We start from the raw sequence: 13,835 nt of genomic DNA on the forward strand, positions 1-13,835 counted from the left end.
CCATCCTATGTATGTGGAGGTGCAGTTAGTTTGAGTTTTGATTTAAGTGCGACAGATGATTGTGGATCAGATGGATGCTCAGGTACATTTAGCGTAGCAGGAGCAGATCCGTTAGTAGCAAATTGTCCAGCACCAGTTCTTTTAGATTCATCTTCGACAGAGCAAGAGATTTTAGATGCCTATGCTATATGGTCATCAGGTTTTGGTGTCACAGGCGGTTGTAACGTAACTTCTAATTTAGATCAATTACCAACTTTACCAGATTTCAATTGTGGTTCAGGAGTAGATTTAAGTTTTGAATTGACAGCTACAGGAGATTGTGATATACAATCCTGTGAGTCTACATTTACAGTTCCAGGCGTAACAGGATTAACAGTAAGTTGTCCAACCGATCCAGTATTGGATAGTTGTGCAACAGAACAAGAAATAATAGATGCTTATAATATATGGGTAGCAGGCTTTAGTGTAAACGATGGCGATAACCCAACATCAAATATTGGAGATATTCCATCATTACCAGATTTTGCATGTGGAGAGCCAGTGAATTTAAACTTTACATTAGAGGCAAGTGATGCATGTACACCATTAGCATCATGTGCGGCTAGTTTCACAGTGAAAGATGCACAAGACCTAACGGTAAGTTGTCCACAGGATGCCGATGTAAGTTTACCATCATGTAGTACTGAGCAAGAGATTTTAGATGCCTATGCTGCATGGTCATCAGGTTTTGGTGTCACAGGAGGATGTAATACGGTATCTAATTTAGGTGAATTACCAAGTCTTCCATCCTATGTATGTGGAGGTGCAGTTAGTTTGAGTTTTGATTTAAGTGCGACAGATGATTGTGGATCAGATGGATGTTCAGGTACATTTAGTGTAGAGGCAGCTATATCTTTAGATGTAGTTTGTCCTGCTCCAGTATCGTTAACAGCTTCGGCAACTGCTCAAGAAATAGCCGATGCATATCAAAACTGGATTGCTGGCTTTGAAGTCAAAGATGGATGTGATGCTACTTCTAATCTAGATCAATTACCAAGTCTTCCAGATTATGTTTGTGGTCAAGCACTTGATATTGAGTTCGAACTATTCGGTTATGATGCTTGTAATCCTAATGGACTAAGCTGCGTGTCAACATTCCATGTAGATGCAACAGATCCAGTCAATGCAGGAAACGATGGAACTCTAGAAGTGTGTGAAGATGATGATAATGTTTATGATCTTTCAGATTTTATAACTGATGAAGCAGCTGGTGGAAGTTGGGAAGGACCTAACGGTGCTCATGATGGGACATTCAATGCGCAGGAAGATCTAGAGGGAACATATACGTATACTGTGCAAGGTGATGCTCCTTGTCCAGATGATAGTTCTACGGTTACAGTAACAATTAATCCATTACCAGAAGTAACTATAGGAGAAGTAGATTCAATATGTATTGATGCAGATGCAGTTCAATTATTAGGTACTCCAGAAGGAGGTACTTGGAGTGGAACTGGTGTTGATGAGAATGGATTATTCGATCCTTCAATAGCAGGTGCTGGTGATACTATAATTACATATTCATATACTGATAATGGTAATGGTGTACAGGATTGTGATGCACTGGTATTGACTGCAATATATGATGGTGATTTGACAGGAGGTAAGCCAAAAGGAGTTGAACTCTATGTTTTACATGATATTCCAGATTTAAGTATTTATGGTCTTGGCTCAGCAAATAATGGTAATGCAAGTTCAGGTGTTGAATACACATTCCCAGCTGATGAAGCTACAGAAGGAACATATATTTATGTAACTACTGATGCAGAAGATTTTAACACATGGTTTGGTTTCGATCCAACATATGTAGAAGGAACAGCTACCAATATTAACGGTGATGATGCAATAGAATTATTCAAAAATGGAAATGTTATTGATACCTATGGTGTTGTAGGAGTAAATGGTGATAATGAAGCTTGGGATTATACAGATAGTTGGGCTTATAGAAATACGAGTACAGGTCCAGATGGAACAACTTATGTTGAAGCAAGTTGGACTTATGGAGGAAGAGAAGCTTGGGATGGTGAGACTTCTAACACAAACCCAAACAGTAGCATGCCAGTAGGAACCTACAATACTCAAGTATGTAATGATTGTTCTGGAGAGGGCGGTACAGGTTGTTCGAACACTTCAGAAATCACGATCACTGTAAATGATTTACCAGAAGTATTGTGTCCAGATGATTTTAGTGTTTGTGTTGATTTGCCAGCATTTACTCTAGAACTCGCATCACCTGAAGGTGGAGAGTATAGTGGTGCTGGAGTTGAAAATGGAACATTTAGTCCTGCTTTAGCAAACATTGGTACACATACAATTACATATACGTATACTAATGACAATACTGGTTGTACAAATACATGTGCATTCGATATTGAAGTTATTGCCTTACCAGAAATAATTTCAGCATTGCCAACATGTGATGATGTTTATGGAACCTATTCTATTGATATTATTGTATCAGAAGGAACTACTGAAGTGTCTTCAAACTTTGGAAATGCTACAGATAATGGAGGAGATTCATGGACGATCAATGATATTCCTGAAGGTCAAGATGTTATTATAACAGCTACTAGAGGGTTTGAATGTGATACTGAATTGGCTGTAGAAGCACCAGTGTGTATCTGTATTGAATTAGAAGTGTCTCATACAGATTTAACATGTTTCGGATTAGATGATGGAACTATTACTGTTGAATTTGTTACTGAAGGTGCTACTGTTACAGTAAATGGCGATCCTTATGATGCCGATATGCTTTATGAGCCAGGCGAATATACTGTAACAGCGTCCTTTGAAGGAAACGATAATGAAGCTTGTATCATCTCTGAAGTAGTAACTATTGAAGAGCCAGCAAAAGTTGAAATTGTTGTGAGTTCAACAGATGAAACGTGTAATGGTGCAGAAGATGGTACAATAACTATTGAAAGCCTCAGTGAAGGTGCGTTTTATACGATTAAGAAAAATGGTATAGGACCAGATTTAAGTGGTCAAGAATATTTTGCTCCAGGAATCTATGTTGTTGAAGCTAATTTAATAGACAATTCAACTGAAACAAGACTTGGTCTTATCAATGGTCTAGAAGAGGGTAAAGGTATTTATAACACTAATGATTTTGCACGAATTGATAACCCTTGTGTAGATGCAGTATTGGTTAGAATAGAAGAAGGGCCACAGGTGTATTGTAAATTCTTACCAAGCTTCCAAGAGTCTGAACTTGTTTGTGGATGGAATAATGAATTCTATATTAAGATACAAACAAATCATGACCCAGAGCAAGCGTTGACTTACGAATGGGAGCTTTGGACTAGTTCAATCAAAACAGGATGGGAATCCTTATCTGATGGAGATACAGACAAATTTTATTTTGTACCAGGATCTGGTTTTGGTATATTCTCTGTTACAGTAACCGATGCTAATGGATGTTCTACAACCTGTTCATATAAAGTTGAAGCTTCATGTGATGAAGAGGATTTCAATATAGAAGGAGAAGGTGCTAACTCGGATGGTAAGGATAAAGCCAGATTTGGTTTTGATTTTGAAACGTATCCAAATCCAACTAAAGGCAAAGTTAATGTGAAGTTTAACACCACAATTACCGGAAATGTTACTGTAGAGCTATACAATTTGGTAGGCACAAGAATGCTTTCTCAGGATGTTAAAACTCAGAAGGGTAGAAACATTTCGATTAACCTTTCTGGAATGCCGAGTCAAGTTTACTATTTAAAAGTAGTAACAAATAAAGGAACTAAAGTCAAGAAAGTTGTAGTTGATAAGTAACCAACCAAAATGATTAATAGCAACTTTTCGACACCTTTAATCTGTATAAGATTAGAGGTGTTGTTTTTTTTATTTAGTAAACAGTTGTTTAATATCTTTAAAAGCTTTGAATTCAAGGGCATTTCCTGCAGGATCTAAAAAGAACATAGTAGCTTGTTCTTCTGCTTGGCCTTCAAACCTTATATAGGGTTCTATGATGAATTTTACCCCTTTTGTTTCTAAGCTTTTTGCAAATTCATGAAACATCAGCCAATCTAATACGACGCCGTAATGTGGAACTGGAACAGATTTTCCATCCACTTCATTAACGTGTAGTGAATCATTAGATTTTGGTTTATAGTGTATCACTAGTTGATGACCAAATAGGTTAAAATCTACCCAGTGTTTACTACTACGACCTTCTTTACAGTTAAGAATGTCTCTGTAAAAAACTCTACAGGCTTCAAGATTATGAACTGGAATTGCAATATGAAAAGGACGAATATGAGACATAGTCAAAAAAAAGTATTTTGGTCTAATTTACTACTTTTTATGACTTATTCGCAAACTATTAATGCTAGGGTTTGTTTTTTCTCAGACATTCAATCTTCCAAGTTGGATAACTTATTTTTTCAGTAGTGTCTACCCATTCACCAATCCATTTGTATCCAGATTTACTGATATCATAAAATGTTAAGCGGTAATACCCATCCATACCGTTAGGTGCTTTTTGTTTGCGATACAGGATTATTTTGTCATCCTTTTTCTTACCTTCCCAGACAGGAAATGTTGTTGATGGTTGTTTTGATGAGAACCAATGTACATACCAACGATTACTGTCTGCTATAAACTGTCTAATACTTCCTGAATGTGAGCCATCAGATTTTAAAGTTTCATCTTGGACAGCAGTTCCGTTCATAATATATTTCCAACTCCAAATCATGTCTTCAACTTCATTCCAAGTGCCATCTTGTTTCCTCGTAGTAGATGTGCAGTTGCAAGTGCCTATCATATGTTCGAAATCTTTAATTTGCTCTGGAGCCTTAGGATTTGGTTTTCCGAATGGAAATTTACTAGAAGTGTTGTACTTATATTGTGCAAATGCCATTGTTGATAATAAGATAAGACTGAGCAAGGAGATTAATTTCATGACTATTTTATTTTTGATTGTGTTCAAATAAAAAGAAAAAAAGTAACCATCACTAAGTTATTGCAGAGAGTCGTTGGGTATTTGCAGTAAAGTGAGTTAAATAAGTATTAATATTTTGATAAAAACTCTTTTACAGTTTTCAAATTTCGTTTCGATACAGGTATTTTTGTGTCGTTTTGTAAAATAACATTAGGAGTGTTTACCAAATTTAGTTCTTTGGCTAAATTCATATTAACAATTGCTTTTCTGTGTACACGCAAGAAGTTTGTATTTAATTTTTCTTCCAATGCTTTTAATGAGCTTCTCATCGTGTAAGTTTTCTTGTTGGTTGTATGTACTTTGACACAATAGTCATCTGCTTCTATCCAACATACGTGAGACACAGGAATAATCTTACGTTTATTACCAATTTTAATGTTGAGGATTGTTGATTTTTCATCAACTTGTGCTCTTAACTGTTCATAAAGTTTACTGTTAGTGAGTTTTAATTCTGAAAGCTCCTGAATTTCAACCTGTAGTTTTTCATTTTCAAAATACAAGAGTAATATAATGCTTATGGCAATATACCCTAGAGTATACATCGGTGCTTTTTGATACATGAAAAATGGTATGTATTCAGAGCTTAAATTAGTAAAACTAATTACATCATTGTTCAACACTATTGCACTTATTGATATAATTACAATATTTAGTGTGACTAATCCAATAATACTACTTACTATTTTTAGTATTCCAAGTGTTGTTTTACGTTTTTCTGCTAGTGTTTTAATAGTCCATACCAAAACCAGAGATAATAGTAACCATATTACCCAACGATATGCTTGCTTTTTTACCAGTTCAAAGAATGTAATTCCTTCAACAAGTTCATAACGTCTTATATAATATAGTTGTTGAAAGGTTTCAAATGTAATGGCAAGTAGTACTACAACACTAATAATAAAGATGCTTTGTTTCGCATTTGATATGGTTTTGAGTTGTCTAAGCATTTAATGTCCTTTTTTGTTTTTATGCGAAGACTTACCTCGGTAGCTCTTTGTTGAATTTTCTAGAAGTTTATTTAATGCTTTTAATTCATCAATGCTTAGCTCACGATATTTTCCAACGGGGACATCCAAAGTGATATTCATGATCCTAACCCGTTTTAAAGTTTGTACTTCATAATTGAGATAATCACACATACGTCTAATTTGACGATTCAAACCCTGAGTTAAAATAATACTAAATGTATTTGAGTTTATTTTTTTGACCTTACACTTTTTAGTAGTCTTCCCAAGATCTTCCAAATAAATACCACCAGACATTCTGTTGATAAATGTTTGCGAAATAGGTCTGTCTACGGTAACTATATATTCTTTTTCGTGATTGTTGCTCGCACGAAGAATTTTATTCACAATATCGCCGTCATCAGTTAAAAGAATTAAGCCTTCACTAGGTTTATCTAATCTGCCAATTGGGAAAATACGTTTTGGATAATTTATAAAGTCAATAATATTATCTTTTTCTACTCTAGTATCTGTAGTGCAAACAATACCAACTGGCTTGTTGAATACTAGGTAAACAAATTTGTCTTTAGTGTTCTTTACAGGTTCACCATCAACTCGAACGTTATCATTAGGACTAATTTTCGTTCCCATTTCTGGAATTACTCCATTGATAGTTACACGACCAGCATCAATAAGTTTATCTGCTTCTCGACGCGAACAATAACCTACTTCACTAAGATATTTGTTAATTCGTTTTAGGTTGTCTTCTGCCATGCTTCAAAAGTACAAAACTACACTTTAATAAAATCAATAACATAGTTATTAACTACTTCAGAGCGCAGTCCATGTCCAAAACCTTTAGTAATTATTAATCTCGAATTTTTATAATACTTATCAAAGTCTTCTGCATCAGTATAGGGTATAATCTTATCATATTTATCATGTATAATTAGTCCATCTATTTTGAATGTTTCAGAAAACTTTGCTGCATTGAAATAATCTGGTTTTTTATCAAAACGTTCAACGATAATTTTATTGATAGAATTAACGATATGTTTTTTATAGCCCATCATATTGACATATCTTTCTAATACACCAACGAAGTTTGATGGAGCTCCTAATAGAACTAGTTTTTCTACAGATGAGGGTTGATACTTATGTTGAGTAAATACGGCAGCCATTCCACCAACAGAATGACCTATTATAATGTTTACATTGAATTTTTCCACTACATGGTTAATGGATTCAGCATATAAAATGGCATTAAAAAGTTTGCCACTCGAATTTCCATGTGCAGGAGCATCTATTGCGATAACATTATAATTTTGAGAGATAAGTTGCTCTATAAGTGCTCTCCATCGATATGAATTGCTCTCCCAACCGTGAGCTAAAAGAATGGTTTTTTTTGCTCCTAACCACCGATAAGTCATAATAGTCAATTCTTTAGATGTAATATCTTCCATGAAAGCAGTTTCTAAAAAATCTTTTTCTAATTCTTTGAATTTTATTTTCCTTGGAGTTGAAAACAGTTTAATAGCTAACTTACCCGCTGTTCTTGAAGAAAGCACACCTATACAATTAATGATACATCCTATAAGCTTTATGATTAGTTGTTTCATTAACCTTCTCTATTAACTAATTCTATAGAAAATGCAGGTCTGCATATCGCAATATATTCACATGCTTCTGTAAACGGGTTTGAGTACTGAACTCTAACATTCTTTTCAATTTTTATAGACTCACCAGCATTTAAAATTATAGTTTCATTGTCAATAATGAATTGTTTTTTACCTTTAATAATAAACGTGTATTCGTCAAACTCAGGTGTTTGGAAAGGTTCGCTCCAACCTGCTGGTGCTATCATGTGAGCTATGCTTATTTCAGAGTTTTTATCTGTAGCTTGACCAAAATGCTCTTTGATTATTTTTTCATCAGTTGTTGGAACAATAAATGGTGTGTTCTGTACGGTGTATTTTTTCATTTCTTGTGTGGTATGAGTCTATGATTTCATTGATCAAATTCATCTCTAAGCTACCAATACACCATGAAATATTTGATCTTTGCATTGTCTGGAATTTGTACGGCTTCAATCTTTAAATCCATATTAAAACGCAAATTTGCAGGTAGTTCTTTTTTGTCTATCGTGAATGATGCATTAATTTCATTGACCGAAACCACAATAGAACTGATAAGTGTAGAGATACTTGATATGGTATAGCTGTTTTTAATGTCGGCAAATGTGCTTAACGTTGAAATATTTTTATCTGTTTTATATCTAGAGTCTAGAATTTGAGCACTTTCTATTACAGCTGTTGAATCTAAAGCTTGAGAAGGTGTTAGTATTAAAAGCTTTTTTCCAGTAGCGTCAAAAACTTCGATATCATTTTTATCACCAATAAATTCATCACCTTTAATTGAAGAAGTAACCACAGAGTCTGTAGGAAAAACCAACTCTAGGTCTTTGATTTTAGTTGAATCTGTTAGTAAACCAATATTTTGTTTTCCAACTTGAAATGGATCTTGTTTTTTTTCTGATGAGCAGCTAGTAATCAATACAGCTAAAGTGAATAGTACGAATATAGATTTCTTCATGGAATGATAATGTGTTTTCGACGGTTAAGCAATAAAATTATTTGAGCATTTTAGTTAAAATTCCAAGAACACTTCTAATTACTGTTGGACTACTCAAAACTTTAATGATTGGGTTTTGTCTAGTGCTGGTGCGCTTGGTTCTTCGTTTAGTTTCAGCTTTTTTCAAAGCTTCTTGTTCTTTACGTGCTTTTTCTTTAGCCTCTTCAGCTTCAGCTACTTCAATTTTTTTGTTAAGCATTTCATAGGCACTTTCTCTATCTACTTCATCATTATATTTTTTGGCCAGTTTAGATTTTGCTAAAAGTGCTCCTAACTCACTTTCAGTTAAAACATCCATTCTGCTCATTGGAGCTCTCATCATTGTAGCAGCTAGAGGTGTTGGTTTTCCCTTTTCATTTAAAGCAGAGACCAGTGCTTCACCAATTCCTAATGAAGTTAATACATCAGCTGTATCGTAATACTTTGTATCTGGATAATTTTGAGCAGTAAGCTTGATTGCCTTTCTGTCTTTAGCGGTAAATGCTCGTAAAGCGTGCTGCACTTTTAGTCCTAACTGACCTAATACAGCTTCTGGAACGTCTGTTGGATTTTGTGTTACAAAGTAAAGCCCTACACCTTTACTACGAATTAATTTAACAATACTTTCAATTTGATTGAGTAATGCTTTTGATGCCTCATTGAAAATTAAATGCGCTTCGTCAATAAACATGATTAATTCAGGACGACCACTATCACCTTGTTCAGGAAAGGTAGAATAAATTTCAGCTAAAAGACTTAGCATAAATGTTGAGAACAATTTAGGTCGATCTTGAATATCGGTTAGTCTTATAATGTTTATAAAACCTCTTCCATCATCATCAATTCTTAAAAGGTCATCCACTTCAAAAGATGTTTCGCCAAAAAATAATTCACCACCTTGCTGTTCGAGTTCAACAACTTTTCTCAAAATAGCACCAGTAGATGCAGCAGAAATTCTTCCATAGGCGTCAGTAAATTCAGCTTTGCCTTCTTGTGTGGTATACTGAAGTATTTTTTTAAAATCCTTGAGATCTAATAATGGTAATTTATGATCATCACAGTACTTAAAAATCACGGCAACAACACCAGATTGAGTGTCAGATAAATCTAAAATGCGAGAAAGCAAAACAGGTCCAAATTCACTTACAGTAGCTCTTAAGCGTACACCATCTTGTTCAGATAAAGTCATAAGTTCAACAGGAAATGATTTAGCTTCAAAAGGTAGCCCTATCTTTTCATGGCGCTCGTCTATCTTTGCATGACCAGAACTCGCCTTTGCCAAACCACTCAGGTCACCTTTAATATCCATTAATAAAACAGGGATTCCTTTTTCGCTTAGGTTTTCAGCTAAAACCTGAAGTGTTTTAGTTTTTCCAGTTCCAGTAGCTCCAGCAATAAGGCCATGTCTGTTCATTGTTTTTAAAGGTACATTTACAAAAGCATTTGCTATAGTTTCACCTTCTAGCATAGCAGATCCTAATGTAATATATTCACCTTTGTTTGTATTTCCTGCTGTGATTTCTTTTAAAAAATCGTCTCTTTTGCTCATCATTCAAATTTTGTATAAAAATAATGTAATTTTAATCAAGTTTTAAATGTACCAAAATGAAAAATGTATTACTAATTGTAATTGTATTTTTTTGCTTCGGATTATGGTCTTGTGAGCAATCAAGTAATAGTATAATATTTCATAAATCGCATGAGCCTAAAAAATTAAAGGCACCATTTAGTGATGCAGTTGAAAGTGATGGGTTTTTATTTTTAGCAGGCCAAGTAGGAATGGATCACACTACAAGAACATTGGTTAAAGGAGGTGTAGAAGCAGAAACTAAGCAGTGTATAGAAAATATAAAAGCTGTTTTAGAACATCACAACTCTTCATTGGATAATGTGGTAAAGTGTACTGTAATTCTAAAAGATATTAATGATTTTAAAGCTTTCAATAATGTATATGTGAATTATTTTCCAAATAAACCAGCGCGAACTACCTTCGCTGCTAGTGGTTTAGCAGTAGGTGCTAGCATTGAAATTGATGTTATCGCTGTAAAATAAAAACTTTCCACTTCAAACTTTAAAAAGTATCTTTGCACGCTATGACAAGAAGAGAACGACAAGAACTTATAGATAAAGGATTACTATTACCGTTGATGGAAGAATTTTATACCATCCAAGGGGAAGGTTTTCATAAAGGTACTGCAGCATATTTTGTTAGAATTGGAGGTTGTGATGTTGGTTGTCATTGGTGTGATGTTAAAGAAAGCTGGTTGGCAGAATTGCATCCGCCGACTGAAACAGAAAAAATTGTTGAAAATGCTGTAAAGTATAGTAACACTATTGTGGTTACTGGTGGAGAGCCATTGACTTGGGATATGGAACCTTTAACTAAGCAATTAAAAGCTCAAGGTGTTCAAACACATATAGAAACCTCGGGTGCTTATAAACTTACTGGTGTTTGGGATTGGATTTGTTTGTCTCCAAAAAAGATGAAATTACCAACGGAAGAAGTTTATGAAAAAGCTCATGAGCTCAAATGTATTGTCTATAACAAAGACGATTTTAAATTTGCTGAAGAACAAGCCGCCAAGGTTAATAAAGATTGTATATTATATCTTCAGCCAGAGTGGAGTAAACGTGAAAAAATGATGCCAGAGATTGTGGATTATGTTATGACAAATCCTAAATGGAAAGTGTCATTGCAAACTCATAAATATTTGAATATACCCTAATTAAAAAAGCTCTGAGAAATCAGAGCTTTTTTAATTTTATTTCTTTTTTCTTATCTAGAAAATGGAACAGCAACTCTAGTATTGCCCCAACCTAAATGCATCTGAACGCCACTTTTAGTTTCTTCAAAGGCAATTGAAAAAGCTTCTAAAGATTCTTTGCCTTCAGTTACGGGAACAACTAATCTGGCAACGTCATTTTCCTTATTGTAAAAATAGCTTCCCCAAACATTAAGGTCTTTACTAATAATAGCAGTCCACTCTTTGTCTCCTGGAATTACGTAGAACGTGTAAGTGCCTGCAGGTATTTTAGTTTTACCTAGTGACATAGGAACATACAGCGTTAATTCTGCAGCTTCATTAGCACCAGTCCGCCATACTTCTCCATTTGGAACTAATTTATCTAAACTACGCCTGTTTAATTGAGGTCTACTGTATACAATTTTAATAAGCTTATCGGCTACTTTGTAACTAGACGGAAATGCTGCCGCGTCCATTGGGCTCTTATCTAATTTTGCAAACTCTTGAGCGTTGCTATTTACCGAAAATAATAGTACTAATGCTAGAGTTAAAATTGAAATAATTGATGTTTTCTTCATAATTGTTTGTGTTTTAATGATTGTTCTAAAATATAACCAATTGGTCTTAATATTATATTAAAAGTCGCTAATAGGTGTTAAAATTTACATTTTTAAAGTGAATTATACTTAAATCTTATTTTTAAGTTACAAATATTTATTATTTATATAAAAATATTTTAATTTTGAAACTATTTTTAATATTATTATTTAATTATTGTAATCTTAATAGCATATTTGTCTCATTAATTAGAGTAAAATTAAATTATAAAGAATATGTGTGGAATTGTATGTGCTTTTGACTTAAAGCAGAAATCTGATCAACTGAGAACCCAGTTGCTTGAAATGTCAAAAAAGATTCGTCATCGAGGGCCAGACTGGAGTGGAATATATAGTAATGAAAAAGCAATTATGGCTCATGAACGACTAGCTATTGTTGATCCAGCTTCAGGAAAGCAACCGCTATTTAGTGCGGATAAAAAACTTGTACTCGCTGCAAATGGCGAAATCTATAATCATAGGGAATTAAGAAATCAATTTCCTTCTTATCAATTTCAAACTGAAAGTGATTGTGAAGTGATTATAGCACTATACAAAGAAAAAGGAGTTGAATTTATAGATGAGTTGAATGGTATTTTCGGATTTGCAATTTATGATGTAGAACATGATGAATGCCTAATTGCACGTGATCATATGGGGATTATTCCACTATATATGGGTTGGGATCAAAATGGAACCTTCTATGTAGCTTCAGAATTAAAAGCATTAGAAGGCGTTTGTACTAAAATTGAATTATTCCCTCCAGGACACTTTTTATCAAGTAAAGATGACAAGTTAGTACAATGGTATAAGCGTGACTGGGAAGATTTTAAAGCTGTAAAAGAGAACCAAACCGAAATAACGCAAGTTCGTCAGGCATTAGAAGATGCAGTGCACAGGCAATTAATGAGCGATGTACCTTATGGTGTGTTATTGTCTGGTGGATTGGATTCTTCGATAACTTCAGCTATAGCAAAAAAATATGCCGAACGTCGTATTGAAGCTGATGATAAAGAACAAGCTTGGTGGCCGCAACTACATAGTTTTTCTGTTGGTTTAGAAGGATCTCCAGATTTGGCAGCAGCACAAAAAGTTGCAGATCATATTGGAACAGTGCATCACGAGATCAAATTCACCATTCAAGAGGGTTTAGATGCCATAAGAGATGTTATCTATAATTTAGAAACTTATGATATTACAACCATTCGTGCAAGCACACCAATGTATTTAATGGCTAGAGTGATTAAATCTATGGGAATCAAAATGGTGTTATCAGGTGAAGGTGCAGATGAATTATTTGGCGGTTATTTGTATTTTCATAAAGCGCCAAATGCTCAAGAGTTCCATGAAGAAACCGTCAGAAAACTAAGCAAATTACATATGTACGATTGTTTAAGAGCTAACAAAAGTTTAGCAGCTTGGGGAATTGAAGGACGTGTGCCATTTCTTGATAAAGAATTTATAGATGTTGCGATGCGCATCAACCCTCAAGACAAAATGATTAATGGTGAGCGTATGGAAAAATGGGTGTTGAGAAAAGCCTTTGAATCTATGTTACCTAAATCTGTAGCTTGGAGACAAAAAGAACAATTTAGTGATGGTGTTGGATATAGTTGGATTGATACTTTGAAAGTAATGGTAGAGAATGAAATTTCAGATGAGCAATTGGCTAATGCTAAATATAAGTTTCCTTTGCAAACACCTGCCAATAAGGAAGAGTTTTATTATCGCTCAATATTTGCTGAACATTTCCCTAGTGATGCTGCAGCCTTATCTGTGCCTCAAGAAGCCAGTGTGGCTTGTAGTACTAAAATTGCTTTAGAGTGGGATGAGGCATTTAAAAACATGAATGATCCATCTGGAAGAGCTGTAGCGCAAGTGCATGATGATGCTTATGTTAAAGAAGATGTACCTGTTCAAAATTAGTTTTTTTTAAGTCATTAAATTTTAAAAGCTATTTAGA

The 13,835-nt window shown here is 34.3% G+C and carries 13 protein-coding genes; 4 read left to right on the forward strand and 9 right to left on the reverse strand.

The annotated features are described in order from the left end of the window. The coding region (locus Q0876_RS15210) for a T9SS type A sorting domain-containing protein (RefSeq protein ID WP_299229601.1) at nucleotides 1–3,810 on the forward strand (3,810 nt) is incomplete at its 5' end. A gap of 69 nt (nucleotides 3,811–3,879) precedes the next feature. Here the strand turns inward: Q0876_RS15210 and Q0876_RS15215 are convergent. From Q0876_RS15215 to Q0876_RS15250, 8 genes are all read right to left on the reverse strand, one after another. Beyond that, complete coding sequence (locus Q0876_RS15215) at nucleotides 3,880–4,302, reverse strand: VOC family protein (RefSeq protein WP_299229604.1); 423 nt, start codon at nucleotides 4,300–4,302, stop codon at nucleotides 3,880–3,882. 64 nt (nucleotides 4,303–4,366) lie between these two features. Further along, nucleotides 4,367–4,939 (reverse strand): hypothetical protein, encoded by a 573-nt coding sequence (locus tag Q0876_RS15220; protein WP_299229607.1) that lies wholly within the window; start codon nucleotides 4,937–4,939, stop codon nucleotides 4,367–4,369. A gap of 107 nt (nucleotides 4,940–5,046) precedes the next feature. Then, on the reverse strand, nucleotides 5,047–5,925 hold the full coding sequence (locus Q0876_RS15225; RefSeq protein WP_299229610.1) for a LytTR family DNA-binding domain-containing protein: 879 nt from the start codon (nucleotides 5,923–5,925) through the stop codon (nucleotides 5,047–5,049). Then, nucleotides 5,926–6,696: a 23S rRNA pseudouridine(2604) synthase RluF gene (rluF, locus tag Q0876_RS15230; RefSeq protein ID WP_299229613.1), complete on the reverse strand. Its 771-nt coding sequence runs from the start codon at nucleotides 6,694–6,696 to the stop codon at nucleotides 5,926–5,928. It abuts the gene before it with no gap. A 17-nt stretch (nucleotides 6,697–6,713) separates the two neighbouring features. Continuing rightward, nucleotides 6,714–7,541 carry an alpha/beta hydrolase gene (locus Q0876_RS15235; protein ID WP_299229616.1) on the reverse strand — a complete coding sequence of 276 codons (828 nt, stop codon included), beginning with the start codon at nucleotides 7,539–7,541 and terminating at the stop codon, nucleotides 6,714–6,716. Beyond that, entirely contained in the window at nucleotides 7,541–7,903 is a 363-nt protein-coding gene (locus Q0876_RS15240) for a cupin domain-containing protein (RefSeq protein ID WP_299229618.1), read from the reverse strand. The genes Q0876_RS15235 and Q0876_RS15240 overlap by 1 nt, the downstream gene beginning before the upstream one ends. A 50-nt stretch (nucleotides 7,904–7,953) precedes the next feature. Beyond that, nucleotides 7,954–8,514, reverse strand: coding sequence for a hypothetical protein (locus Q0876_RS15245; protein WP_299229620.1), 561 nt, complete (start codon nucleotides 8,512–8,514; stop codon nucleotides 7,954–7,956). Nucleotides 8,515–8,551: 37 nt separating this feature from the next. Continuing rightward, nucleotides 8,552–10,081 carry a helicase HerA-like domain-containing protein gene (locus Q0876_RS15250; protein WP_299229622.1) on the reverse strand — a complete coding sequence of 510 codons (1,530 nt, stop codon included), beginning with the start codon at nucleotides 10,079–10,081 and terminating at the stop codon, nucleotides 8,552–8,554. Nucleotides 10,082–10,137: 56 nt separating this feature from the next. Between Q0876_RS15250 and Q0876_RS15255 the strand changes: the two genes are divergently transcribed. Together Q0876_RS15255 and Q0876_RS15260 are read left to right on the forward strand one after the other, a co-directional pair. Beyond that, a complete protein-coding gene (locus Q0876_RS15255) occupies nucleotides 10,138–10,584 on the forward strand; it encodes a RidA family protein (RefSeq protein ID WP_299229624.1) in 447 nt (148 codons plus the stop codon). A 41-nt stretch (nucleotides 10,585–10,625) separates the two neighbouring features. Beyond that, complete coding sequence (locus Q0876_RS15260; protein WP_299229627.1) at nucleotides 10,626–11,258, forward strand: 7-carboxy-7-deazaguanine synthase QueE; 633 nt, start codon at nucleotides 10,626–10,628, stop codon at nucleotides 11,256–11,258. 50 nt (nucleotides 11,259–11,308) lie between these two features. On the opposite strand, the gene Q0876_RS15265 is transcribed toward Q0876_RS15260, so the two are convergent. Then, nucleotides 11,309–11,854 (reverse strand): DUF2911 domain-containing protein, encoded by a 546-nt coding sequence (locus Q0876_RS15265; protein WP_299229630.1) that lies wholly within the window; start codon nucleotides 11,852–11,854, stop codon nucleotides 11,309–11,311. 255 nt (nucleotides 11,855–12,109) lie between these two features. Between Q0876_RS15265 and asnB the strand changes: the two genes are divergently transcribed. Continuing rightward, nucleotides 12,110–13,798, forward strand: coding sequence for an asparagine synthase B (asnB, locus tag Q0876_RS15270; protein WP_299229633.1), 1,689 nt, complete (start codon nucleotides 12,110–12,112; stop codon nucleotides 13,796–13,798). Nucleotides 13,799–13,835: the final 37 nt, after the last annotated feature.

The organism is uncultured Psychroserpens sp. (assembly GCF_947503375.1).
GTDB lineage: Bacteria > Bacteroidota > Bacteroidia > Flavobacteriales > Flavobacteriaceae > Psychroserpens.